Raw genomic sequence first — 26,806 nt, 5'->3', positions numbered from 1 at the left:
AGCCACCCATATGGTCGCTTCTTATTTTTGGAATACTTAGGATATACTGAGCGAGAAAGGCTATGACAAAATGACTCAAATTCATCAGTGAATTTAAGGTGAGCTCAGTACATAATCATCAGTATTATCACCTTGCCATTTATGAATAAAGCTACCACTCGGATCATATTGCTGGGTTTGTTTGGCCAAATTAAACTGTCGGCAGCCTCTTGGATCAGCACCCACTCCCGCCAGATACTGCCAATTACCCCAATTGCTAGCGACATCATAATCGATAAGGTGCTGCTCGAAATGAGTCGCCCCATAACGCCAGTCCAAACCCAACTCATGGATGAAACAGCTGGCAACTATTTGTCTGCCACGATTGGACATATAGCCCGTTTGCTTTAGCTGATTCATGCAGGCATTGATGATAGGATATGGCGTAGTACCCTCTTTCCACTGCTCCAGACGCTCTTTATCAAACTCTGTCGTTGGTGATTGTTCAGCAATGCCTTTGAACCAAAACAGCTTTTGCTGATGGGTCATGGCATACCAATAAAAATACTCACGCCACAGTAGCTCAAACCATATCCAGTAAGTAGACTCATTGGCCACCACTTCACGCTCATAATGACGCAAGCGGTTCAACAGCACCTTGACCGAGAGTGTGCCATTTGCGAGCCACGCTGAAAATTTAGTAGAGTGTGTCCAGTCATCCAAAGCATTGCGCGTGGTTTTATACGTACTAGGCGCATCAGAATTGAAATAATTGTTCAAATGGCTGATAGCATTAGTCTCTCCACCTTTAAACTCAGAGGGTAGTTGCACATCAAGATGATGTTCGTTGAAGAATAACGAATGGTTATCTGCTGTACCATTTATCAAATTGTCTGGCATGGGTGGCAGAGATTTTGGCGCTGGACTAATAACTACGTCTGTTTCGGCATTTAGTAAATCATGATCTGATTCGACTTGTTTACGAAACTGCGTGAAACTTTTAGGCAATTCTTCCATCGGTAAAGACGCAAACAACGTATTGGTTACTTGCTCATGCCAGCGTACCTGTGGGTACTTACGTTGCAAGAAACCATAAGCTTGGTTTTGGTTATAATCTGCCGTTTGACTGACACAGATATCAGTGACCTGTTGCTGCTCGATAAGCTGACACAGCTGCGTAAAGGTATCCAATGGAGCCGATGATGTATGCGGCGTTAGATGCAATAATCTATTGCCAAGACGTTGTAGCGATTCATTCAAATCAAACAGACTCTCAGATAAGAACTGCTGACGAGCATCGCCTATTCGATCGAAGTCGTAAGCTTGATCTTTGTGTGCCTGACCGATGCCATCTGCTAAAGCATCCGCATAAACAAGTAACAACTGCCTATGGTTTTCTTGGGCCAGCATTGCTGCTTTTGCCAATGTTGCATTATCATCTATACGCAAATCATTATAAAATAGTACCAACACCGCTTCTTTATCTATTGGCATCTTTGTTAAACTATCTAATTGCGGATTTAACATGTTTACGACTCCCTAATTGTACTCATACACTTATTAGCTCAGTCTGAACTATAATATTTTAGAATATGATATACGGTACAAGGTATGTTAAATATCTCACTTAAATGTTTGTTATAGTCAAATTCATATAAGTCCGCTATATCGTTGACCGCGCCAGCTATATTAACGTATCAATATCACTGTAGATTGACGATACTTATCTGCGTTATTCTAACCATAAGCCTGACTGCCTACATGATTTATTCCTAGGAGAATAATATGACTGAAGAAAACGCACCAGAAGAAAAACGTAAGCTCATCAACAAGTTTTTGATGAGACTAACGAAAGATCAACCACAGATGTATTACGCCACGACATCCGAAATCTCTCGCAGCATACATACCATGATAAAAGAGCATACCAATCGCCTATCTGTAGAAGAGCAAGCACTTGTCAGACGCATCACGATTGAAGAGATTGAGGCCCTACTTGGTTTTCATCATAAACAGAAAATTTAAAGAAACGCGTGGTGTCTCAATAACATAAACATTAATACCTGCTAATTTTTAGACAGTACACCCATAAAAAAGACCGCTATATAAGCGGTTTTTTTATGGTTCAAATATCAGTTTACAACATTTAAAAGTTAAGCTTTTAGAATGGATATTCGCGTGGCTGATGCTGTACAGATATCCAATGCAATCTGGTGAACTCTTCTAGTACCCACTCGCCATTGAAACGACCGATACCTGAGTTTTTCTCACCACCGAACGGCGCATTACTGTCATCATTCACTGAGATATCGTTGATATGCGTCATACCTGCTTTGATACCGCGAGCGAAACGCATGCCTTTAGCTAAATCTTGCGTAAATACCGCACTCGATAGGCCATACATAGAATCATTAGCAATAGACAACGCATCGTCTTCATCTTTGGCACGAATGATACCAACCAACGGGCCAAATACTTCGTTACGTGACAAATCCATCTCACGCGTGACGTCGGTGAAGATATGTGGTGGCACTACTTGACCGTCTATCTCACCACTTAAGATCATTTTTGCGCCTTCTTCTTGCGCTTTGGCGATTTTATCTTTTAGTGACTTGACTTGTTTTTCGTTAATGATTGGACCGACTGCTGTTTCCATTTTGTCAGGGTCGCCGACTTGCAAGGTTTTGACATGCTCAAGGAAACGCGTCACGAAGTCATCATATAGTGCGTCTTCGACAATAATGCGGTTAATCGCAATACAGATCTGACCTTGGTGCAGAAACTTACCAAAGGCAGCTGCTTTTACTGCTTGATCGATATCAGCATCTTTTAGTACGACAAATGGGCTATTACCACCCAATTCAAGGGCAACTTTTTTGATATAATCGCCGCCATTGGCCAGCTCGCCGATGTGCTTACCGACTGAGGTTGACCCAGTGAATGATACTAGGCTTGGCGTTTTGTGTTCAACAATCGCATCACCTATCTCGCTACCTGAACCGACGACTACGTTGAGCAGACCTTTTGGCAGACCTGCTTCTTCAAATACTTTTGCCAGTAGCAAACCACCTGTCACAGGCGTGTCGCTAGCAGGTTTGAGCACCACTGCATTACCAAGTGCTAATGCAGGCGCAATAGAGCGCTGGGTCAAATGCAATGGGAAGTTCCACGGGCTGATGACTGCAACAACACCAATTGGCTCACGGTAAATGAAGTTTTCTTTATCAGGGGTATTAGATGGACGAATCTCACCATGCACACGGTTAGGGAAAGTCGCAGCTTCAAGGGTAATCGCCCGCGTTGCACCAAACTCGACCATGGCTTTGATACGGGTGCTGCCCGACTCTTTGATTAGCCAATTAACAATTTCTTCTTGACGCTGGTCTAATATGTTAACAGCGTTGTACAGTACAGCAGCACGTGCCGCTGGTGTTTGCTTGGCCCACTCTTGCTGCGCCTGACTAGCAGCTTCATAGGCTTCATTGAGCTGCTCTTCCGTCGCTTGTTGAATTTTTACAAGCTCGTCGCCGTTGTATGGGTTTGTATTGGTATTGACGCTATCGTCTTTACCTTTTTGCCATTCACCTGCGATATATTGCAAATGAAAGTCACTGTAAGCACTGGTGTTGGTATTATTCGCTGACATAATGATCCTTATTTTTACTTAGTTATGTTTAAAATTTGGTTTTAAAGATAGTTTTAAAATTATTATCGAAATATTGAATGAGAAACTTACTTATAAAAGCTTATTTATAAAAAATCGCTTATAAACAGCTTCTTGTAAACAGTCTCTTGCAAGAAGTGCCTCTAAACTCATTGTTAAGCGATATATCAGTCTAACGATTTGACTAATAAACGTCCTAATGACTAGCGAGCCTAAAACGTACCTTGATAGACGACTGGTCTAATGCTACCATAGCTATTAATAAAACAAGACTACTTTACCCGTAAATATTGTTGATGAAACGTAACGCATATAAATAAATACTATTAGAATACGTCCTCAATATGACGCTTAAATGAATATTAATCACTCTATTACTATGAAGTTCCAAGGAGAACATCACCTCTATGTCTACTATTACAAATGCACCACCCGTACCTATTGCTACATCAGATACTAGAGCTCACTTGCTCGAAACTGGCTATCAACTCATCGCTAAAAAAGGCTTTACTGCCGTTGGTCTTAAGCAAATACTAGACACAGCAGGTGTACCTAAAGGCTCTTTTTACCATTACTTTGCGTCCAAAGAAGCGTTTGGTGAAGCGATTATTCATCATTACTTCAGCCTATATAAGACACGCCTAGACATCATCGGTGCGCAGAATGTTAGTGCACAGCAAAAGCTATATAACTATTTTCAAAACTGGTACGACACTCAGCAAAACGGCTGCGATCATGAAAAATGCTTGGTGGTTAAGCTCAGTGCTGAAGTAGCGGATATGTCAGAGCCTATGCGCATCGCGCTAAATGCAGGCTACCAACAAACCGTCAACTGGCTTGGTGATCAAATCAAAGCTGGTTGGATAGATGGCTCTGTACCACAGCCTGATAACATCGCTGCTGAGAGCATCGCAAAACGCTGGTACTTTGCTTGGTTGGGTGCCAGTTTAATTGCCAAAATCAGCCAAACCAATACCCCACTCGCAGAAGTTTGGCAGATGACGACGTCACAACTCGGACGCTAATGCTCTAGACGCGTATTCTCCATTCTTAAATGGTTATTACTGCATTAAAACTCTACGTTAGATAAATCATTGGTGTCTTAAAAAGCACACCAATGATAATCGCCAGCAATGAATCACTCTTAGTCTCTTGTCATTCTAGTCTTTTGACTGGTTTCTTGACTGCCTCAAGCTATCAAGGGTCTAAGAACGATTCACGTTCTAATACACAATCCTCATAACTCTTAAACCCCTACTTAATAATCAAGTTATGAGAGACTTTTGTAAAAAACACTAGACGACTGGTCTAATTGATGTACAATGCACGCAAATGTAATAAACGAACTCGCCAATAAATAAATTTGCAGCTCGCACACCCAATCAATATTTAACAAAGTTTAGGAATATTATGAACAACTTCCAATATTACAACCCAGTACGTATCGTTTTCGGTGAAGGTCAAATCGAGCAATTATCAGATCTAGTCCCTACTGATGCCCGCGTCCTTATCACCTATGGTGGTGGCTCAGCGCAACGTAATGGTACATTGGACGAAGTAAAAAACGCCTTGGCAGCAAACGGTAATCGTACCGTATTTGAATTCGGTGGTATTGAAGCCAATCCAGAATTTACCACGTTGCTAAAAGCAGCCGACATGGTAAATGAGCACAACATCGACTTCTTACTAGCTGTTGGCGGTGGTTCAGTGATTGATGGCAGCAAATTTGTTGCATTGGTATCGTCACTGACTGAAGAAGATGGCACTGTGTCACGTGAACAAGCGTGGGATGCATTGACTAGCTATTGTAGAGACATCGATTCTGCGGTTGATTTGGGTGCGGTACTAACCATTCCAGCAACTGGTTCTGAGATGAACTCGGGCGGCGTTATTAACTATAGTGAACGTCAAGCAAAACTACCGTTTGGTAATGCACTTGCCTTCCCTAAATTCTCAATTCTAGACCCAATCAAAACACTTACATTGCCTGAACGTCAAGTAATGAATGGTGTGGCTGATGCATTCGTTCATGTGATAGAACAGTATCTAACCTATCCTGTGAATGCTAAAGTCCAAGACGCTTTTGCTGAAAGCCTGCTCAAAATCCTTATCGATGAAGGCTTGGTTGTTAAGCAAGATCCAGAGAACCTAGAAACCCGTAAAAACATTATGTGGACGGCGACAATGGCATTGAATGGTCTGATCGGTACTGGTGTACCACAAGACTGGACAACTCATATGGTTGGTCATGAGCTGACATCGCTACACGCGATCGATCATGCACGTACCTTAACTATCTTATTGCCATCAGTGATGCGTGAGCTAAAAGAAAGCAAAAAAGAAAAATTGCTCCAGTATGCACGTAACGTATGGAATATCACTGATACTGATCAAGACGACGACGCCATCATTGAGACCGCGATTGTTTACACTGAAAACTTCTTCCGCGACTTGGGCTTGCCTGTTAGCCTAGAAGATGCCGATTTGACTGAAGCAGCGATTGATCCAATCATCAAGCAGCTTGAAGTGCATGGTATGGTCAAACTTGGTGAGCACGGCACAAACGACTTAGAAGTATCACGTCGTATCCTACAACGTGCCGTTACTAGCAAAGCGTCTTAATAAGTAACATCGCCGTAATAAGAAATACATATAGTTATGCTATTTATAGTAGCTACTCAGCAATGGGTAGTTACTACATTCAACATCAGATTCAATATCAGATTAGACATCACATCAAAGATAAAAATCTTTAAACAAAGAATTTTGTACAAGAAAAACCTTTCATCGAAAGGTGCAAAGAGTATAAAGATAGACATTTAAAATTAATAATTAAAAAGGATAATAATATGAGCTTTGATAATACTCAAAACCAACAACAAAATCGTCAAATCAAACTGGCAAGTCGTCCTCATGGCACACCAACCAGCGACAACTTTGAGCTTGCTACTAGCGATACCCCTACCCCTAACGACAAGCAAATGCTCCTACGTACCGTTTACCTATCACTTGACCCTTACATGCGTGGCCGCATGAGTGATGCAAAGAGCTACACCGATCCACTACAAATTGGTGACGTCATGACGGGCGGTACAGTGGCACAAGTGGTCGAATCTAATGTCGATGGCTTTGCTGAAGGTGACTTGGTTGTATCAAATTCTGGCTGGCAGGACTATAGCGTCAGCGATGGCGAGGGTGTCCTAAAACTAGATAAAGATATGCCACATCCTTCTTATGGTCTTGGTGTACTTGGTATGCCTGGTTTTACTGGCTACATGGGCCTAACTGATATCGGTAAACCACAAGAAGGCGAAACTTTAGTAGTAGCCGCAGCAACTGGTCCTGTCGGTGCAACAGTCGGACAAGTGGGTAAAAAACTTGGTGTACGCGCAGTTGGCGTAGCAGGTGGTGCTGAGAAATGTGCTTATGCCGTCAATGAATTGGGTTTTGATGCTTGTATCGATCATCATGCCGAAGACTTCGCCGAACAACTAAGCAATGCATGTCCAGATGGTATCGATATCTATTACGAAAACGTTGGCGGTAAAGTGTTCGATGCAGTATTACCTCTATTGAACGCGCATGCCCGTATCCCAGTATGTGGTCTAGTATCACAATACAACGCCACTGACTTACCTGACGGCAAAGACCGTTTAGGTATGCTAATGGGTCAAGTATTGGCCAACCGTCTGACGGTTAAAGGTTTCATTATCTTTGAAGAGTATGGCGACCACTACCCTGAATTCTTAAAAACCATGGGTCAATGGGTTGAGTCAGGCGATATCAAAACCAAAGAGCATCAAGCAGATGGCTTAGCACAAGCACCGCAAGCGTTCTTTGATATGCTAGAAGGCAAGAACTTTGGTAAAACAGTCGTTAAGGTTGCTGACGTTAAATAGTTTATGGTGAATCATAATCGCTATAACTACTTAACAACATAAATACTGACTTTAACAACTGACTATTAAGTCTCAAACATAGATACTGTTAGCAGTCATCATTTGCTATTACAATTTTAAGATGGTTGCTACTTATCTGATAACAGAATTTTTTCTCTATCCACACTAATTTTTAACACTAATGAATAATAAATAAGGATAACTATGAATATTTTAATGGTACTAACGTCACATGACCGTCTAGGTGACACTGGTAAAAAAACAGGTTTTTGGCTAGAAGAATTCGCAGCACCTTACTATGCATTTATTGATGCAGGTGTGAATGTCACGCTAGCCTCTCCTGCTGGCGGTCAGCCACCACTCGATCCTAGTAGTGACAATGAAGACACGCAAACCAAAGACACATTGCGTTTCAAAGATGATACTGATGCTCAAGAGCATCTTGCTACTACTAAAAAGCTCGCTGACATGAAAGCAGAAGACTTTGATTCAGTATTCTATCCTGGTGGTCACGGCCCATTATGGGATTTGGCAGTAGATGAAAACTCTATCAATCTTATTGAGACATTTGTTAAACAAGACAAACCTGTTGCGTTTGTTTGTCATTCTCCAGCAGCGCTCAAAAACGTGAAAATTGATGGCGAATACTTGGTTAAAGGCAAAAAAGTGACTGGTTTTACCAACTCAGAAGAAGACGCTGTTGGTCTTACCGATGTCGTGCCATTCTTAGTAGAAGATGCAATGATCGCCAATGGCGGACATTATGAGAAAGCAGCTGATTGGGAATCATTTGTGGTAGAAGATGGTCTATTAATCACCGGTCAAAACCCAGCCTCTTCAGAAGAAGCCGCTAAACGCTTACTCGCTAAGCTTAAAGGTTAAAGGTTAATACTATGATTCGTTTGCATCATCTTAACCAATCACGTTCATTGCGTATTTTATGGCTCCTAGAAGAATTAGGCGAACCTTATGAGATCGTGAGTCATCAACGTGATGCTAAGACGCATTTGGCGCCTGATAGCTTAAAAGCGGTACACCCTCTTGGTAAGTCACCGGTCATCGAAATGGATGGTCAGACATACTCAGAGTCCGGTGCCATTACTGAGCTATTGATCGAACGCTTTGCGCCAGATCGCTTGCGTCCTGCACCCGACAGTACTGACTATGGTCATTACTTGCAGTGGATCGACTTTGCTGAAAGCTCGCTCATGTTGCCACTTATGCTTGAATTGTTTACCAAAAAAGCAGGCATCGAGGATAACGAGTTTTTGAACGGTTATATCGAGATAGAAAAGACCAGATTGTTTAAGTATCTAGATACGTCGGTCGAGGGTAAGTCGTTCATCGTGGGTGACCAACTCAGTGGTGCAGACTTTATGCTATCGTTCGATTTAATTATTCTTGCTCAACGTCAGAAACTAGACGATTATCCGCATATTAAGCAATATGCAGAGCAGTTGGCGAGCCTTGATAGCTATCAGCGTGCCATGCGCCTTGAAGCTGAATATGACGAATCAAAACAAGCCTAAACGCACGCCATAGTAAATATTTTATAAAAAACATGATAAAATAGCTCAAGTCTATCTTGGGCTATTTTTGTTGTTTGTTACTATAGTCGATTCAATTTAAAAGTAGTACAAGGCAACCGAGTATAGATGTATATGTGATACTTCAAGCGAGGTTAACGCTGTCATACTTTGGTAGTGGAATGACTATACCTATAAAACATATTCTATTGTACGACTATACCGTTGACAGGCTTTGTTAATCTAAGCAGCCTATACAATCAACCGTCCACCCTCAAAGACAGTCATTCATCCATGAGTACTGAGTATCAATTCAAGCCCCACGAACAGCCAATGATGGTGGGCTCTCCAGCCAATCCTGATCATCCTGCACGCCGCAAGGTTTTTTACCTGATTATTGGTATTATTATTGGGGTGACTGCCAGTTTTCAAAATGGTTTGCTGGTCGCGAACCTGACTCAAATTCAAGGTGACCTTAGCCTAACGCCTATGGAAGGCGGATGGATATCGGTTGCCTACAATATGACCAATGCTTGTATCACCGTATTGTTATATAAGATTCGTCAGCAATTTGGCATGGCATTATTCAGTAAAATTACCCTGTTTTTTTTGCTACTAGCAACCAGCATGCAATGGTTTGTAAGCAGTGGCTTGATGACGGCTGCTGATGGTATGTGGCTTGACCCGTATTATTTAGAGATTATAGCGCGTGGTTTAAGCGGTATGGTGGCCAGCGGTATGACCATCTTAGGATTGTTCTATTGTTTACAAGGCATGCCAACCGTCAAGCGTACTAGCGGTCTAATTTTGGGGTTTGGCTTGGTGCAGTTTGGTATTCCATTGTCACGAATCATCTCGCCCTACCTCACCATCGATGGTCAGCTTGAAAGCTTATTTCTATTTCAATTTGGTTTGGCACTGATTTGTTTTGGATTGATTAATATATTAGAGCTACCACCAGGTAATACAGAGAAAGTATTTGAAAAACTGGATTTTTTAAGCTTTGGATTTTTTGCAAGTGGTCTGGCTGCATTGTCTGTCGTTTTAGTACAAGGTAGGATTTTATGGTGGACGACACCTTGGCTTATCTATCCACTCATGATTGCTATCGTCGGGATTAGCATCGCGCTATGGATTGAAACCCATCGCAAAAATCCAATGCTACAAGTGCGCTGGATGCGTAGCCGCAATATTATTGCCTTTATGATTACCGGCGCTATCATGCGAATTTTGCTATCTGAGCAAAATGTCGGTGCGGCAGGATTACTTGCCAACTTAGGCTATGGTGGCGATCAGCTGATTACTTTTTATGCTGTCATATTAGCCGCCAGTGTATTGGCCTTGGTCATTAGTATTTTTAGTACCAATCCGATAGATTTACGCCGACCCGTTATTTTTGCGGTGGCGTTGATTGCCTTAGGTTCTTGGATGGACACTAGCGTGTCTATTAATTCAGCACCTTATATGTTTTATATCAGCCAGTTTTTGATTGCATTTGCCGCCGTGTATTTCATGGGGCCTTTGGTTTTTGAAGGGTTTTTGCGTGCTATTGCCAGCGGCCCTGCCTATATTATTAGTTTTTCCGTTATTTTTGGCATTTCACAAACGGTAGGCGGATTGGCGGGTGCAGCCGCTATTCAAGCATTTACCACGGTTCGTACGCAGGTTTATTATGCAGATATGGTCAGCTCACTCAATTTTGGTGATCCTGAGCTAGTCGGACAGATAGCTGCTGCACGCAGTACTATATCTACACAAATGACGGATGCCACTCAAACCAATACGGCTGCTGTGTTGCAAGTACTGCAAGGTATTCAGCGCCAAGCCACTGTGTCTGCTTATGGTGATTTGTTTTTCATCATGGCTCTTCTATCGACTGGTGCTACCGTTATTTTACTGCTCAATTATTTCTACTATCGTTATCATAAACGTAACCCATTGGCTAAAGAGCTGGCCGTTATCGCCAAAATGCGTGAACCAAAATAAGATATTTTTAACATCGCTAAAATATAAACAACACGTTTTTGTACCCATATCAAATTATCTATTATATTGATCTAACCCTTTAGGAGCGCGTCATGAGCCAAGAAAAATCCAATGACCCTGACCAAAAAACTCAGACGCCAGCCGACATCCTGTCTTCTAACAACCTATCTTCTAATGACTTGTCTTCTAATACCGTTGAGATAGCAAGTGCTGAAGACAATGAGACCCAAGTTGCAGAAAAGGTAATGGAGAGTGACGCTGATAATGAAACACCCATGCCACCAACCGAACCTATTCCTTCCGCTTCAGGATGGAACCCTAAGAAAAAAACGTTCTTTAATATAGGGCTTTTTATTATCCTCATCATAATTGGTGTATTTCTGATTCTTTATGCTTGGAAACTGCCACCCTTTACCCCAACGGTGCAGCAAACCAACAATGCCTTTGTAAAAGGTCAAACAACCATTATCAGCTCACAAGTATCTGGCTACGTGACCGATGTCGCCGTAGAGGATTTTGCTAATGTGAAAGCTGGTGACTTACTGGTAAAAATAGACGATCGCACTTTTCAGCAGCAGCTTGAACAAGCGCAGGCCAATATCGAAGTGGCGTTAACCAATCGATCCAGTAATGCGCAAGACACCCAGTCTAGCCAAGCTCAGATAGAAGCGCGTGAAGCCGATTTATACAGTGCAAAAGTCAGTGTTGATAGTGCACGCGAAGATGTCAAACGCTATCAAGGACTGGATGCGATTGGTGCAGTGTCAAAAGCGGAGGTGGCACATACCAAAGCAGAACTTGCCCAAGCGCAGGCAGGCGTACAACAGGCTGAAGCCAATCTACAAGCTGCACAGCAAGCTAGCAAAAAAACCAGCGGTAGCCGTTCATCACTTGATGCCAATATCCAAAATGCTGAGGCCGGTGCCAAGCAAGCCAAAATCAATTTGGACAATACTATTATCACAGCTCCCGAGTCAGGTCAGTTAAGCCAAGTCAGTGTAAAATCAGGACAATACGTTAGTGCTGGTACACAGCTCATGTATATCGTACCGAAGGGCGTGTGGATTATTGCCAACTTCAAAGAAACACAAATCGCGAATATGACAATAGACGAACCTGCGACCATCCATGTGGATGCACTGGGTGGTGCTAAGTTTTATGGACGTATCAATAATATCTCGCCAGCAACGGGCAGTGAGTTTAGTTCATCAGCAGCAAACCCGACTACTGGCAACTATATTAAAATTGCTCAGCGGATTCCGGTACGTATCGATTTAGATGAAAACCAACCGGAACTGGCCAAACTGCGACCTGGTATGTCAGTTTCTGTCGACGTGGATACTGAAGCAAAATAAATTCCCGCATTTACTATTCGACACTTACTATAAGTGCGAAAAAGCCCCGCTAGCAAATTGTTTATAACAACTGCTAGCGGGGCTTTTTATTATCGTCAAATTACTTATGGTAATAAGCGTTTGGTATTCCAACTATCGCCATTTTCTTGAGTATATACAATGCGGTCATGCATACGATTGGCGCGACCTTGCCAAAACTCAATCTCATTGACCGTAATCTCATAGCCACCCCAAAAGACTGGCGTTGGCACTTGAGTGTCTTCTGGATAATCTGCTTGTAGCTGCTCAAACGTTTGCTCCATAACGGCACGATCAGCAACTTCACCACTCTGTGGCTGGCTAACCCATGCACCCACCTGACTATCGTGTGGACGCTTTTGGAAATATGCTGCAGATTTTTGAGCATCTATCTTAGCAATGCTGCCACTGATACGGATTTGACGCTCAAGCTCATGCCAAAAAAACAGCACCTCAGCATTAGGATTCTCGGCAATATCTTGTCCCTTAGCACTTTCGTAATTGGTATAAAAGACAATACCAGTATCTGTAATTTCACGCATGAGCACGATACGTACACTAGGTTTATTATCAGCACCGCAAGTAGCCAAACTCATCGCATACGGCTCTTGCACTTTCTGCTCTATCGCTTCATTCATCCAAGTATTTAACAACTCAAATGGTGATGTAGGTACTGACTGTTGATCAAGCGCGCCCTTTTCATATGACAGACGTTGATCGGTAAAATCCATACTCATGGTCATTCCTTATTTTAATATTGTTGCCTTATTATATGAACTGATCTTAGCCCAATACGGCTTTGATATGATCAGCCAAGTCATTTGCGAGCACATCACATTCTATTTCATCATCTGATTCGACCATCACTCGAATCATAGGCTCAGTTCCTGACTGACGAATCAGTAGACGGCCTCTACCTTCTAAAGTAGCCTGCGCTTTCTCAAAAGCGGTAACCAACTCCTCATGCTCAAACGGATCTTGCATTTGCGACAGACGCACGTTGACCAGTTTTTGTGGCAACACTTCAAACCCCTCGACGAGATCACTGAGCGCGCGCCCACGTGCTTGCATCACAGCCAGTACTTGTAAGCCTGCAATGATAGCATCGCCAGTACGGCTCTTATCTAAGCATAAAATGTGGCCAGATGGCTCACCACCCAATATCCAACCATTCGCTTCAAGCTCATGCATCACGTAGCGATCGCCCACTTTGGCACGCGTAAATGCAATGCCATCTGCTTTTAGTGCTAGCTCTAAGCCCATGTTACTCATGAGTGTACCAACCACGCCTTTAGCCTTGGACTGACCTTGGGTAGCAAGCACATATAAGATGCCATCACCGTCGACCAGATTACCAGCCTCATCGACCATCACAATACGATCACCATCACCGTCTAATGCGATACCAACATCTGCCTCGTGCTCAACTACTGCTTTTTGTAAGCCCTCAGGATGAGTAGAACCACAATCAGCATTGATGTTGAGTCCGTCTGGTGTATTGTTGATGGCAATCACGTTAGCGCCCAATTCACGCATAACTCTTGGTGCCACACTGTAGCCTGCACCATTGGCACAATCTACGACAACTGTCAGATGGCTCAAATCATACTGATAAGGAAAGCTGCCTTTACAGAATTCGATATAGCGACCTTTGGCATCGTTGATTCGATTATTTTTACCCAACTGTGCTGGATCAAGAATAGGCATGACCAAATCATTGTTATTATCACTAACATTGCCACCGATACTCATAATAATTTTTAGCTTATCGTTAATAGCATTTTGCATCTCATCAGTCAGCTTTTTGCCATCCCCTGAAAACAGTTTGATACCGTTATCATAATAAGGATTGTGTGATGCAGAAATCACTACGCCCGCATCAGCGTTAAAACTACGAGTTAAATGAGCAATGGCAGGCGTTGGTAATGGGCCAAGCATATGAACATCGACACCAGCGGCGTTAAATCCTGCTTGCAACGCCCCTTCGATAACGTAGCCTGAAAGACGAGTATCTTTACCGATGACCACACTAGGTCTACGCGCAGGATTGTCATTGTTCTCTATCAATACCTGACCAGTGACATAGCCTAACTTCAAAATAAAATCAGGCGTAATCGGCAACTCACCAAACTTTCCACGGATACCATCGGTGCCAAAGTAGCTCATTATATATGCTCTCCAAGTCTAAAAATTAAAGGCCCAACGTATACGCAGGCGATAATACTATTATAATAATCTGTTTATGTATTTTACAAAAAAAACAGCCAACAATAACAAGGTATTGTTGGCTGTTTCAATCTCAAAGTCAAGGCAGCTCTGCAAACCAGCTTTCGCTAACGTAACACAAAACTGTCAAAAACCTTCTAACTTACTCGATAGTTTGGTGCTTCTTTAGTGATTTGAACATCATGAACGTGCGATTCTTTCATACCTGCCGACGTCACTTTAATGAACTGTGGATTGGTACGCATATCTTCGATAGTTGCAGAGCCCGTGTAACCCATTGATGAGCGCAAACCGCCAACCAACTGATTAACGATACCAGCGACTGGACCTTTATAAGGAACACGGCCTTCGATACCTTCTGGTACCAGTTTTTCCACACCATCTTTAGCATCTTGGAAGTAACGGTCTGATGAGCCATTTGACCCTGACATCGCCCCAAGACTACCCATACCGCGGTAGGCTTTGTAGTAGCGACCTTGGAACAGTTCAACTTCACCTGGCGCTTCTTCTGTACCAGCCATCAACGAGCCTACCATGATACACGAGGCACCAGCGGCGATGGCTTTGGCCATATCACCTGAATAGCGAATACCACCATCAGCAATCAATGGAATGCTGTCTTTTAATGCACTAGCGACGTTATCAATCGCTGAGATTTGTGGCACACCAATACCTGCAATGATACGCGTGGTACAGATAGAACCAGGGCCAATACCTACTTTCACGGCATCGGCGCCTGCGTCACGTAACGCAAGTGCTGCATCGCCTGTTGCAATATTGCCACCGATGACTTGTACATTTGGATAGTGCTTTTTGATCCAAGCAACTTTATCAATCACGCCTTTTGAGTGACCATGTGCGGTATCAACAACGATAATATCGACGTCTGCTGCAACCAATGCTTCAACACGCGCTTGAGTATCTGCACCAGTACCAACAGCAGCGCCAACACGAAGACGGCCTTGCTCATCTTTACAAGCATTTGGATTGTTTTCAGCTTTTGCAAAATCATTAACGGTGATAAGACCTTTTAGGCGGAAATCATCATCAATAACGATCACTTTTTCGATACGGTGTTCATGTAGCAAACGTTTGATATTTTCGTTGCTCTCACCTTCATGTACCGTGACTAGCTGACCTTTTGGTGTCATGATTTGGCTAACTGGCAGTGACAGATTTGTTTCAAAACGCCAGTCACGATGCGTGACAATACCAACAACTTTATCCGTACCTTTCTCTACGACAGGTACACCTGAGATATTATTGTCTTGAGTCAAGCGTAGTAATTCACCGATGGTCATCTCTGGATGCACAGTGATAGGATCAACGACTGTACCCGCTTCAAACTTTTTGACGCGGCGTACTTGTGTGGCTTGCTTGGCGATATCCATGCTCTTGTGCAAGATACCCATGCCACCAAGCTGTGCCATAGTGATGGCCATTTCAGACTCAGTGACCGTATCCATAGCCGCAGAGATTAGCGGTAGATTTAGCGTAATGTTTTTGGTCAAACGGGTAGAAAGATCGGCAGTTTTTGGCAAGACTTCAGAATAGGCTGGCAACAATAAAACGTCATCAAAGGTTAAGGCTTCATCGACAATTCGCAACATACAGACCCCTAGTGGTGGTTATTTTGATGGGTGGGATTTTAGCAATAAACCAGCGAAACAAAACGCTCGAAAACTGCAAGTGATTGACGGATCATAAGTTTGCACAAATATAGTGCAGTCTTACGCTTAACCACTTATTTATCCCTTAAAAATAACGCCATATTATAACAAATAATGAGACAAATCGCATGCTATATTTGTCAGTTTGTTTTACACAAGTAAGTCTATGTCGATGACGGTCATGCTTTGCATGGTTAGTGGCTCTATTTTGATACCAATAACTTTCTTTTACGGCTTATAGCTCTCTTTTGTAACTATAATTGATTTAGTTCAAAAGAGAATCAAGGAAACCCAGTGAAGATATATATGTGATACTTCAAACAAGGTTAACGTGGTCACTCTTTTACAGAGGATTGACTAGATTGGCTTTCTGTTAAAGTAAAACGCTCTGTCGGTAGATACTTATTTTGCTGCTTATACAAGTAACCTAGCATCTGCTCACGTATCTCACAGGCTAACGTCCATGCTTCTATAGGACCTACCGCTGAAACAGCACCGCGCAGTTGAATGGTGTTTTCTGTCACCTCCACGACAAATATTTCAGGCTCCGTTTTGTTATCCCAAAGCTTGTTGTCTTTGACCATCGAGATAAACTGCTGACGAATAGCGTCAATATCTGCACCATAATCAATATATAAGAAAACAGGACAGGTCTGATGTACTTCTGTATGTGACCAGTTCTCCACCCTATCAGTGATCAATTCACGCATTGGCACAATTAATCGACGCTCATCCCATGTTTTTAGTACCGCATAAGTGTAACGCAAGTCTTCAACGGTGCTAAAATTGCCATCCATTATCACACTATCGCCAATCCGTACTGGCTGAGTTACTGCCACTTGTACCCCTGCGATAATATTACCCAATATTGGCTGGGCGGCGATACCAATGACCACACCTGCGATGCCTGCTGAAGTCAATAAGGTCTTACCAAGGCCTTCCATATTGGCAAACTCACTAAGTCCTATCCAAAAGCTCCCCAAAATCATAACAAAGATAAAGACACGGCGGAATATCGAGACATAAGTACGGCGGCGACGCTCCTTATCGAAATGCTCTTCAGCCAAATTCTCAATCTGCATGTCTTGATAACGGTTGGCAAAGAAGTTAATGATGCGAATACCTAACCACATGGTACTGAATACCAGTCCAATCCAAATAAGGGGACGAGTGGATGAAGCAACTGCATCCAAGTAAGGAAAACCGCCAGAAACTAAGGTGAAAACAAGCGAAAAACTGATCGTAAAAGTCAAAGGTACCGTCAGCTTACTAACCAAATCTGCTACGCCATTGGTGCTACCAACATACATGCTGTACTTTTCATCATCGATATAATGATTGATAATTTTTTCAGTGCCTTTACTGAGTAGCCAGCCCACACCCATGGTTAATAAGAAAAACAGTATGAGCGCTGAAAACTCCCATAGCGCAATCCCGAATATCTTTATTTTTAACCAAGTGGGTAAATAACGTTCAAACTCAGCAGGATGATATTGCTCATAGAGATTATCAATATTGCCAACGGTCTGCGCAGAAAATACCCAAACAGGGGCTCCTTCACCTACTCGCACTCGCTGCAAATAGATAGGAACACGGCGCTCTCGATAATCAATGTATCCAAGCTGAAGAGAGCGTCTAGCAATGCCCATGACACTGCTAGCATTACCAAGTGGTGGCTCAATCAGACCGTCGGGGCGATCTGGCATGTCGTCGAATACATACAGCTCTTTTTCAGATAATAAAAAATCCAGTCGCTTTGTCAGATCAAGCGCACGGCCACGTTGGCTTTTCTCATCAATCAGGTTCATATTTAGTGCATAAGCGGCCAAGTCATATTGCTGCTTCATTACTGCTGATTGAAAAAACTCTAAGGCTGCAAGCGGCGTTTCTAAATTGGGCGGCTCAGACAATGGTGGCAGTCCGGCATTGAGCTTATCGAGTATGTAGTAGCTCTCACTATACTCTCCTGTCAGTGCTGAGTCCCCTTGCAATCTACCTGCCTGCTCGACGGCGCTACGCTCAGTAGGATCAAATATCTCTTCTACTACACCAGAGAGACCAATACTATCCTCTCTCATGTCACTGACTTTTTGAGCAGCATATTCAGCAAAATTGTCAGGTGTGCTAGATGACTGGGCGCTATCTTGCTTACTTGCGCCTTGTTCGCTTGCAGCCTGCCCATTGTCATTAATTGCTGCCTTAACAGGTAGGCAAACAGCGCTAATCACAAGAATAAAAAAAGCGAGTAGCAATGACCACAGGTTATAAAACGACAGGTCAGACATGGTGATAGGATGTTCATTACCATCCATACTGGCATCGACATTGGCAAACACATCAGTGGCTATACTATGGCTACTAGCAGCTCGATTTTTGAGGGTATTCATAGATTAACGGCCAGTAATTTATGTGTGAGTCGCATACAAAGGCTGTCCTTCATGAAGATGATTCTTATATTTTATTAAGTCTACAAAAAAAGCCAGCGTAAAGCTGACTTAGTTTATGACTATCTGTATGGGTATTCTGTAACAGAATTACCTCAAGCGCGACGCCATGTCGTACCAGCACGGCTGTCTTCGAGCTCAATACCAGCGTTTTTTAACTGTTCACGTATCTCATCAGCACGGGCAAATTTTTTGTTGGCTTTAGACTCTGCACGTTCAATAATTAAACCATCGATAGCCGTATCCGTTAAACCATCATCTGCCTGTTCACCAATCACAGCTTGTAAAAATTGCTGTACTGGCTGCTGCAAGATATTAAGCACTTGCGCCAATGCCTTTAATTGCTGAGCTGACTGCCATGCGGTGTCTATCTCTTCAGCTTTAATGGCTTTGGTGATGTCACGTGCCAGCCCAAACAAGACACTGATTGCGGTTGAGCTATTAAAATCATCATTCATCGCTTTGATAAAATCTTGTCCAGCGGCGCTGCTGTAGGCTTCAGTAGTCAACGCTTCATCAATTATGAGCGTCTCACCCTTTAACTGTTCTGCCAATTTTAGAACGTTATAGAGCCTGCTTAGGCTATTATGTGCCTCATCTAAGGCACTATCTGAGAAATTGACTTGGCTGCGATAATGACTTGATAATAAGAAAAACCGCACTGTTTCCGGAAGGTATTTTGCCATCACATCACGAATGGTAAAAAAGTTGCCCAATGATTTGGACATTTTTTCGCCATCGACGTTAATAAATCCAACATGCATCCAGTTGCGTGCATACTCGCAGCCAGTCGCAGCTTCAGACTGAGCGATTTCGTTTTCGTGATGCGGGAACTGTAAGTCGTGACCACCGCCATGAATATCAAAGGTGCTACCTAGGCATTTAGTCGACATCGCAGAGCATTCAATATGCCAGCCTGGTCGTCCTTGTCCCCATGGTGACGCCCACTGCGGCTCATTAGGCTTTGCGGATTTCCATAGTACAAAATCAAATGGATTGCGCTTGTCATTTTCGACATCAACTCGCGAGCCTGCCTGCATATCGTCGAGATTACGCTTAGACAGTTTGCCATAGTCTGCAAAATTATCGACGGCATAGTAAACATCACCATTGTCGCCCGCATAGGCATAGTTGCCTGTGACCAACGTCTCGATCATTTGCTGCATCTCATCGATATGATCCGTCGCACGCGGTTCAGCATCTGGCATCTGGCAACCAAGCGCAGTCGCATCTTCATGCATGGCTTCGATAAAACGCTGCGTCAACGTGCCAATTTCTTCACCATTTTCGCTCGCACGCGCGATAATTTTGTCATCGATATCTGTAATGTTACGCACATAATTAACGTTATAACCCAACTGTGCTAGCCAGCGGACAGCCATATCAAAGCCAACCATCACCCGCGCATGACCAATGTGACAATAATCATAAACGGTCATACCGCACACATACATGCCTACTTGCCCTGCTTTGAGTGGTACGAACTGGCGTTTTCCGCCAGTCAATGAGTCATAAATCGCAAGCTGAGACATCGCATCGGCAAGTGGTGTGGTCATAGTAAAAAAGCCTTTTAATATAAATAAAATTGATTAGGGCGTGTTGAATATTCACAAATAGGCACTGCTGATTAATAAAACGGTTCCAGACAAGGCATAAAACGACGGTAATGCTCGTGCCTTAACAAGATTTATAACACAGTATGGAGCCGTTTTAGCATCAGCTCGAAGAGACATGACTCTTTTTTGCCATTTCATAGTTAAAAATAGACGCTTAGAATAACTAAACTTACTATTTTTAACGTCGAACTGTCTAAAAAATAGTCTCTGTCAGTGCCATGGTTGAATGTTCAACATGCCCTAAATAAAAAGTAAAAACATTGCCTGCTTTTGATTAACAAGCAATATAAACTACTGTCGTCATAAATATAACGACCGTGATATAAAACTTAACCCATTATCTTAGCGAAAACAGCCATAAAATACTACAATGAGCGCGCAACTAACACTATTCCATCACAAAAATGATTAAGGATTTAGATATGGGCAATCGCTTGAGTAAAATATACACACGTACTGGAGATGACGGCAGCACAGGTATGGCAGATGGTAGCCGTCTCAGTAAAGCTGACGACATATTCAACGTCATGGGTGATATTGACGAGCTTAACTCACACATTGGTCTGGTGCGCGCCCAGTTACAACGCAATAAAGGCCAATCTATCGCAAAGGAATTTTCTGAAGGCTTAATCATTATTCAGCACTTACTATTCAATATCGGTGGTGAACTTGCCATGCCAGAATATGAAGGGGTCAATGCCACTCATATTGAATGGTTAGAGCAACAGATCGATGCCATGAATACCACCTTGCCACCGCTAAAAGATTTTATCTTACCGACAGGTTCCGTATTGGTTAGCCAATTACATGTCGCGCGTAGTGTGTGTCGCCGTGCTGAGCGTCAAGCTGTACTATTACAGCAACAACGTCCAGAAGCCATTCGCCGCACCGCAGTAAGCTTTATCAATCGCTTGTCTGACTGGCTGTTTGTCGCTGCTCGTTTTTGCACCGATCCTAAGCAAGTCTCTGAAGTACTATGGGACAGTCAGGTATTAAAAGATTTCGCTGAGAAAAAATAGCGGTACGTGATTATTAAAATATAAAGAAAAGCCCGCAACGTTAACGCTGCGGGCTTTTCTTTGTGCTTATCATCTAATCATTTATTTAGGCTAGCTGACTAATTAGTAAATAGCTTAGTAAGTAGCAGTGCTGTCTTCGATGATTATCATATCAATAGATTCATCTTTAGGTACTTCTTTTGGTTTTGCTGGCGTTTTAGGCTCAGACGACGCCGTTTGATTGTTCGCTGCTGGGCTAGGCTGACTTTCTGCTGGCTTATTGATGGTTGGCGGCGTCGCAGGCTCAGCAGGACGAGTCGGCTCAACAGGCGTGACTGCTCTAGGCTCACGAATCTGTGCTGGCTGACTGTTATTTTCCTGAGTAGCAGCACGTTGGGCGCGTTGGCTTTCCACTGCTGACTGGAACACAGAGCCTGCCATTACATCAGCAACGATGGTCATTAATGCTGGTTGTCCGGCGATACGTGTACGTACCTGGCCACCTTGAGTGCCTACGACATAAGTGAAAGCGTCATCAACGAGCATGTTGTTATTAATACGAATGTTGTTTTGTGCTAAACGTGACTGCAAGCTTGGCTGATTATTGGCCGCTTGTACTTGACTAGCCTGATACAAATCTGCACTTGGTAGCGTCATGCTAACGCTTGCCTGACAAGTCGTCATACCATTTGCATTTGCTTGTTGCAATACCGCTGTATTCTGTACATCAATCACAATACCGCTCATTTTATCCGTGATAGCACCGCTAGCAAGATTGATCTGAGCATCGTTTGCGTAGTTGGCAGCCAGCGTTTGCGCTTGCTGATTGAGCGTATTTTTTAGAGCCGATTTAAGACGATCTTGTACCATTGGATCATCACAGCTAACGGCAGCGGCTGATGTGTTTTCAGTAGCGGTCGAATCCTGTTCTGTGAGCTCTGCTGCCTCAGTGCTGTCTTCTTTCTCTGAGCGATCACAGCCTGCAAGCGCCAAACTACATACGATACCGATTCCAGCGACTTTCTGCCACTTGCTTAAACTCTTATTTGCTACGCTCATATTGATTCTGCTCCCAATTTACTAATTCGTACCGCCACTGAAGGACAGTGATTGATGTTCAAACCGCAACTCTAGCTGCCATAGGTCTGAAAACCAGATTATTATACGGTGTTTGGATGAAATGGTCATTAGTGTAGCCCATGGATATACAAATAACGTCCTTCATAATGGGTAAAACCTACACTTGGTTGCAAAAACATAACAAATACATGCCCATGAACTCAATGTAAGTCCTTTTTTAAATTATTATCACTGGCAAACAAAAGAGAAAAAATTCTACCAATTGTCTGTTTTACAAATTTTATTAGACGCTGCTTATATGAGGCTATATGATTGCTCATAAAAACAGCTGATCATATAAATAATGATAAATATAAAGAACACCCGCTTACTCGGTCATCGAGGCGCTCGTGGCGAAGCATTAGAAAACACCTTTATGGGATTTCAGCATGCTCAACGTCTAAATGCTCATGGTTTAACAGGGGTCGAGTTTGATGTGCAACTGAGCGCTGATGGTCATTTAGTCGTGTTTCACGATGATGACTTGGCACGGATGTGTCGTCAGCAGTCACGTATTGATCAGTTAAGTATGGTAGAGATTCAACGCCAACGACAGTTTGAACATCAAATCATCCCATTAGTCAGTATGGCGCCTTTGCTGAGTAGCTTTACGCACATTGAGCTTGAGATTAAGACCCATAGCCGCACTGATTACACCAAATTAATGAGGGCTTTGACACACAATTTAATCGATAGCCCATTTGCCAATCTCCCTATTGCACTAACCAGTTTTGATATGGAATTGCATGCTCGACTGCAACGCAGCAAGCTATTAATGCATATACCGCGCGGCCTGTTAATTGACACACCTAAAGCGCTGACAACCGCAACCAATACTGCGCTACAACTTGGCTGTGGCCAGTTAGGTATTTACTATCCTCTAATTAACCAATCTGTCATTGAACGTAGCCACCGTTACGGCCTACCCGTAAGCGCTTGGACGGTCAATGACACGGATATGATTGAACAGCTGATAAAATGGCAAACCGATGTCATTATTACTGATTTTCCAAGCCATTTATTACTAAACTCATAAATCTATTTCTTATTTCGTTCATCCAAAAAACCTACATATTTTTAGTGTTGCTTACACTTCTCCTTAATGCCTGATAAGTCACAGGTTATTTCTACCAATACATTCCATAATCCATACAAGTTGTTGTTATTTAGCAATATTTTTATAGTGTATAAGTGTTCACTTTGTTAGGTTTTTAAGGTACTATAGAGACTTAAATTAATACCGTTAGGGATATTATATGATTGCAAAAAAAGCACTTGGCTTACCGCTGAAAGGCTTACGTTTCGCTATCAAATCTGGTGATACGCTTGTAAAAGCTGCCAGCACTCAAGTCACACGTTTTAAAACGCGTTTTGATGAGAGTAACTCGCTTAATGAGCAGCCAGTTGCAAAGCGCAACTATGCTGACACTGCCGTTCAAATTGATGCTCCTGAAGATAGCAGCATCGATATGCGTGAGTTTGAGTTTACAAAAGCGCCAATCAATTGGATTCCAGCGTCTATATTGGTAGCCACGCCTATTGCTGCTGCTATCATTACGCCATGGTATCTGTTGACTCATGAAGTTAGCGCGCCAGTTTGGGGTGTATTTGGTGCCTTTATGGTATGGACAGGTATCAGTATTACTGCTGGTTATCATCGCCTATTGTCGCATCGTGCTTATAAAGCACACCCGATTGTCAAAAACTTTTTATTGCTAGGTTCTACCTTTGCCGTACAAGGTTCAGCGTTTGATTGGGTTTCTGGTCACCGTACGCATCATCGTCATGTCGATGATCGCTTAGAAGACCCGTACTCAGCAAAGCGTGGCTTTTTCTTTAGCCACATGGGCTGGATGCTACGCAATTATCCTAGTGGTAAATTTGACTATAAAAATATCCCTGACCTAACCAAAGATAGAACGCTGCAAATTCAGCATAAATATTACGGTTTATGGGTTGCGGCATTGAACATCGGTGCAGTCGCCGCGATCGGTTGGTTATTGGGTGATGTTTGGGGTACTTTGGTCATCGTAGGCTTACTACGTCTGGTACTGACGCACCACTTTACCTTCTTCATCAACTCGTTATGTCATATGTTTGGTAGCCGTCCTTATACTGATACCAATACTGCTCGTGATAACTTCTTCTTAGCTATCTTTACGTGGGGTGAGGGTTATCATAACTACCATCACTTCTTCCAATACGATTATCGTAATGGCGTAAAATGGTGGCAGTATGATCCAACTAAATGGTTGATTGCTGGCCTATCAAAGCTGGGCTTAACCAGTGAGCTACGTACTGTTGATGACACCACTATCAAGCATGCTGAAGTGCAAATGCAGTTTAAAGCAGCCCAACAGCAGATTGATACGGCAGCCAGTACTGGTCTTGACCTTCCTCATGCGATGAAGAGCTTCCAAGATCGTATTAAGTTTGAATACGATGCATTTATACAGACTGTCGAAGAATGGCAAGCACTGAAAGCTCAAACCATTGAGTTGAAAAAGACAGAATATGCTGATCGATTGCATGAAGTTGATGATAAGCTAAAGCATGACTATGCCAAGATTGAGCAAAAAATACTTGAGCATAATAGCAATCTAAAAACGGCGTTTCGCTCTATTGGGTTAAACAAAAAAGCGGCTTAATTACTTATAACAAAGCGCTAGTTTATCCTTATGACTGTAAAGCTTCTCCTTCCCTCTATCCGTCATGGATAGGGGGATTTTTTTCTTTAGTATTACAAGAGATGGACAGAGCGACACGATGTCATATGACGGCTATGTTATAGTAATCTCTTTACTCTAAATTCAAATGGGAACGGCTCATATGCGTTATCAAAACACCTATGTCAACCTAGACACACGCCTCTATCATGAGCAACTGCCAACGGCATTAGACAATCCACGTGCGGGTCATTTCAACACACAAGTTGCACAGCAATTGGGCTGGTCAGAAGATGACGACTTGATGGTACGCTGGGTTGAAATACTCGGTGGTCAATACGTGCCAGCTGAGTTTCAACCATTGGCTATGGCGTATGCCGGTCACCAGTTTGGACAGTGGGCAGGACAATTGGGTGATGGACGTGGCCTATTGATGGCGCAAGTACTCGATAGTAATAATCAACCGCAAGATTTGCATCTAAAAGGCGCTGGTCTCACGCCTTACTCACGAATGGGCGATGGACGCGCTGTACTGCGCAGTACCATTCGTGAATATTTATGTGGTCATGCGCTTACGCAATTGGGTATTCCCTCCTCTAACGCTTTAGGATTTGTGGTCTCCGATACGAGAGTACGCCGTGAGCGCATAGAAGCTGGTGCGGCATTGATGCGTGTGGCTGATAGTCATATTCGACTCGGTCATATCGAATGGATCGCCAGTTTTGCCCCTGACTTACTTGCTGAATTTACCGATTATATGATTGACACTTATTATCCAGAGTGCCGCGATAGTGAAAAACCTGTATTGGCATTTTTGACCGCTGTGGTTGAGCGTACCGCACAGATGATCGCTGACTGGCAATTGATTGGCTTTGCTCATGGTGTTATGAATACAGACAACTTATCTATTACGGGTAGCACCTTAGACTTTGGGCCGTTTGGCTTTATGGAACGATTCAACCCTGCTTGGATCAATAACCACTCTGACCACACAGGTCGATACGCTTATCAAAATCAGCCTGCTATCGGTCATTGGAATCTCAATGCTTGGTTACCACACTTTATGCGCTTAGAAGGCGTCACTCGCGAAGCATTAGCCGATTGTTTAGCGCCTTATGAAGCAACCTTTATGCAGCATTATCAGCAAGGACTGTGCCGTAAACTTGGGTTGCCGCACGAGTCTGACAGTCTGAGGTTGGCTTTTGAGTGGTTAACGTTATTAGAAGATAACTTGCTCGATTATACCAATAGCTTTCGCGCGCTACTGGGATTAGTCGCGCCAAGCGCTCATCCATATGAGCAGCAGCTACTGGCGACCATGACTGCTGAGCTTAACGATGAGGCAACACAAGTATGGCAAGCGTGGTCGACACGTTATGTGGCTCAAATACAGCAACTGCCACTTGAGCAAGTCATCAACGAGATGACAACCAATAATCCTGTTTATATATTGCGTAATAGTATGGCGCAGCGTGCCATCACAGCGGCAGAGCAAGGTCAGTTTGAAGAAGTCAATCGAGTGTTTGAGTTATTGGCCAAGCCTTATCATGTACAAGATATCGCCACCGATTTGGATATTGCACCCCCTCTTCCTCATACCCCGCAAGAGCCGATTAGTTGCTCATCTTAACATGGTCTAT

20 protein-coding genes are annotated in these 26,806 nt (G+C 43.1%); 12 read left to right on the top strand and 8 right to left on the bottom strand.

The genetic code is table 11. The features are described 5' to 3' along the window. Nucleotides 1-93: 93 nt before the first annotated feature. Nucleotides 94-1,506: a DASH family cryptochrome gene (locus I6E83_RS09040; protein ID WP_197101297.1), complete on the bottom strand. Its 1,413-nt coding sequence runs from the start codon at nt 1,504-1,506 to the stop codon at nt 94-96. A 258-nt stretch (nt 1,507-1,764) separates the two neighbouring features. On the opposite strand from I6E83_RS09040, the gene I6E83_RS09035 reads away from it, so the two are divergent. Next, entirely contained in the window at nt 1,765-2,004 is a 240-nt protein-coding gene (locus I6E83_RS09035) for a hypothetical protein (RefSeq protein WP_110923741.1), read from the top strand. A gap of 136 nt (nt 2,005-2,140) precedes the next feature. Here I6E83_RS09035 and I6E83_RS09030 read toward each other — a convergent pair whose 3' ends face one another. Then, nucleotides 2,141-3,625: an aldehyde dehydrogenase family protein gene (locus I6E83_RS09030; protein WP_181416301.1), complete on the bottom strand. Its 1,485-nt coding sequence runs from the start codon at nt 3,623-3,625 to the stop codon at nt 2,141-2,143. A gap of 425 nt (nt 3,626-4,050) precedes the next feature. Here I6E83_RS09030 and I6E83_RS09025 point away from each other — a divergent pair, with 425 nt between their 5' ends. The 7 genes from I6E83_RS09025 to I6E83_RS08995 all read left to right on the top strand — a co-directional run bounded on the left by I6E83_RS09025 (nt 4,051) and on the right by I6E83_RS08995 (nt 12,409). Next, nucleotides 4,051-4,668 carry a TetR/AcrR family transcriptional regulator gene (locus I6E83_RS09025; protein ID WP_197101296.1) on the top strand — a complete coding sequence of 206 codons (618 nt, stop codon included), beginning with the start codon at nt 4,051-4,053 and terminating at the stop codon, nt 4,666-4,668. A gap of 385 nt (nt 4,669-5,053) precedes the next feature. Beyond that, a complete protein-coding gene (locus I6E83_RS09020; protein ID WP_110923738.1) occupies nt 5,054-6,265 on the top strand; it encodes an iron-containing alcohol dehydrogenase in 1,212 nt (403 codons plus the stop codon). 227 nt (nt 6,266-6,492) lie between these two features. Then, nucleotides 6,493-7,542 carry an NADP-dependent oxidoreductase gene (locus tag I6E83_RS09015; protein ID WP_110923737.1) on the top strand — a complete coding sequence of 350 codons (1,050 nt, stop codon included), beginning with the start codon at nt 6,493-6,495 and terminating at the stop codon, nt 7,540-7,542. A gap of 204 nt (nt 7,543-7,746) precedes the next feature. Further along, entirely contained in the window at nt 7,747-8,424 is a 678-nt protein-coding gene (locus I6E83_RS09010; protein ID WP_110923736.1) for a type 1 glutamine amidotransferase domain-containing protein, read from the top strand. Nucleotides 8,425-8,435: 11 nt separating this feature from the next. Then, nucleotides 8,436-9,071, top strand: a complete 636-nt coding sequence (locus I6E83_RS09005; protein ID WP_110923735.1) for a glutathione S-transferase family protein — start codon at nt 8,436-8,438, stop codon at nt 9,069-9,071. A 291-nt stretch (nt 9,072-9,362) separates the two neighbouring features. Next, a complete protein-coding gene (locus I6E83_RS09000; RefSeq protein WP_197101294.1) occupies nt 9,363-11,054 on the top strand; it encodes an MFS transporter in 1,692 nt (563 codons plus the stop codon). Between the two features lie 92 nt (nt 11,055-11,146). Then, on the top strand, nt 11,147-12,409 hold the full coding sequence (locus I6E83_RS08995) for an HlyD family secretion protein (protein ID WP_110923733.1): 1,263 nt from the start codon (nt 11,147-11,149) through the stop codon (nt 12,407-12,409). A 104-nt stretch (nt 12,410-12,513) separates the two neighbouring features. On the opposite strand, the gene pdxH is transcribed toward I6E83_RS08995, so the two are convergent. The 5 genes from pdxH to cysS form a co-directional block, all read right to left on the bottom strand. Next, the gene (gene pdxH, locus I6E83_RS08990) at nt 12,514-13,158 is read right to left on the bottom strand and encodes a pyridoxamine 5'-phosphate oxidase (protein ID WP_181416308.1); all 645 of its coding nucleotides are present in this window, start codon (nt 13,156-13,158) and stop codon (nt 12,514-12,516) included. A gap of 52 nt (nt 13,159-13,210) precedes the next feature. Continuing rightward, nucleotides 13,211-14,593: a phosphoglucosamine mutase gene (gene glmM, locus I6E83_RS08985; RefSeq protein WP_110923731.1), complete on the bottom strand. Its 1,383-nt coding sequence runs from the start codon at nt 14,591-14,593 to the stop codon at nt 13,211-13,213. A gap of 197 nt (nt 14,594-14,790) precedes the next feature. Further along, entirely contained in the window at nt 14,791-16,263 is a 1,473-nt protein-coding gene (gene guaB, locus I6E83_RS08980; RefSeq protein ID WP_110923730.1) for an IMP dehydrogenase, read from the bottom strand. Between the two features lie 395 nt (nt 16,264-16,658). Further along, on the bottom strand, nt 16,659-18,710 hold the full coding sequence (locus tag I6E83_RS08975) for a mechanosensitive ion channel family protein (RefSeq protein WP_227680888.1): 2,052 nt from the start codon (nt 18,708-18,710) through the stop codon (nt 16,659-16,661). A gap of 152 nt (nt 18,711-18,862) precedes the next feature. Continuing rightward, nucleotides 18,863-20,323, bottom strand: a complete 1,461-nt coding sequence (gene cysS / locus I6E83_RS08970; protein WP_197101292.1) for a cysteine--tRNA ligase — start codon at nt 20,321-20,323, stop codon at nt 18,863-18,865. 482 nt (nt 20,324-20,805) lie between these two features. Here cysS and I6E83_RS08965 point away from each other — a divergent pair, with 482 nt between their 5' ends. Next, the gene (locus I6E83_RS08965) at nt 20,806-21,402 is read left to right on the top strand and encodes a cob(I)yrinic acid a,c-diamide adenosyltransferase (protein ID WP_194196722.1); all 597 of its coding nucleotides are present in this window, start codon (nt 20,806-20,808) and stop codon (nt 21,400-21,402) included. 114 nt (nt 21,403-21,516) lie between these two features. On the opposite strand, the gene I6E83_RS08960 is transcribed toward I6E83_RS08965, so the two are convergent. Beyond that, a complete protein-coding gene (locus I6E83_RS08960) occupies nt 21,517-22,440 on the bottom strand; it encodes a hypothetical protein (RefSeq protein WP_197101290.1) in 924 nt (307 codons plus the stop codon). A 364-nt stretch (nt 22,441-22,804) separates the two neighbouring features. On the opposite strand from I6E83_RS08960, the gene I6E83_RS08955 reads away from it, so the two are divergent. From I6E83_RS08955 to I6E83_RS08945, 3 genes are all read left to right on the top strand, one after another. Further along, a complete protein-coding gene (locus tag I6E83_RS08955; RefSeq protein WP_197101288.1) occupies nt 22,805-23,536 on the top strand; it encodes a glycerophosphodiester phosphodiesterase in 732 nt (243 codons plus the stop codon). Nucleotides 23,537-23,969: 433 nt separating this feature from the next. Continuing rightward, on the top strand, nt 23,970-25,148 hold the full coding sequence (locus tag I6E83_RS08950; RefSeq protein ID WP_197101479.1) for an acyl-CoA desaturase: 1,179 nt from the start codon (nt 23,970-23,972) through the stop codon (nt 25,146-25,148). Nucleotides 25,149-25,329: 181 nt separating this feature from the next. Beyond that, on the top strand, nt 25,330-26,796 hold the full coding sequence (locus I6E83_RS08945; protein WP_197101286.1) for a protein adenylyltransferase SelO: 1,467 nt from the start codon (nt 25,330-25,332) through the stop codon (nt 26,794-26,796). The last annotated feature ends 10 nt before the right edge of the window (nt 26,797-26,806 follow it).

This window comes from Psychrobacter sp. SZ93C1 (genome assembly GCF_015864635.1).
Taxonomy (GTDB): Bacteria; Pseudomonadota; Gammaproteobacteria; order Pseudomonadales; family Moraxellaceae; genus Psychrobacter; species Psychrobacter fozii.
The sequence above is the reverse complement of the archived record's forward strand: the minus strand, read 5'-3'. Positions and strand labels throughout refer to the sequence as shown.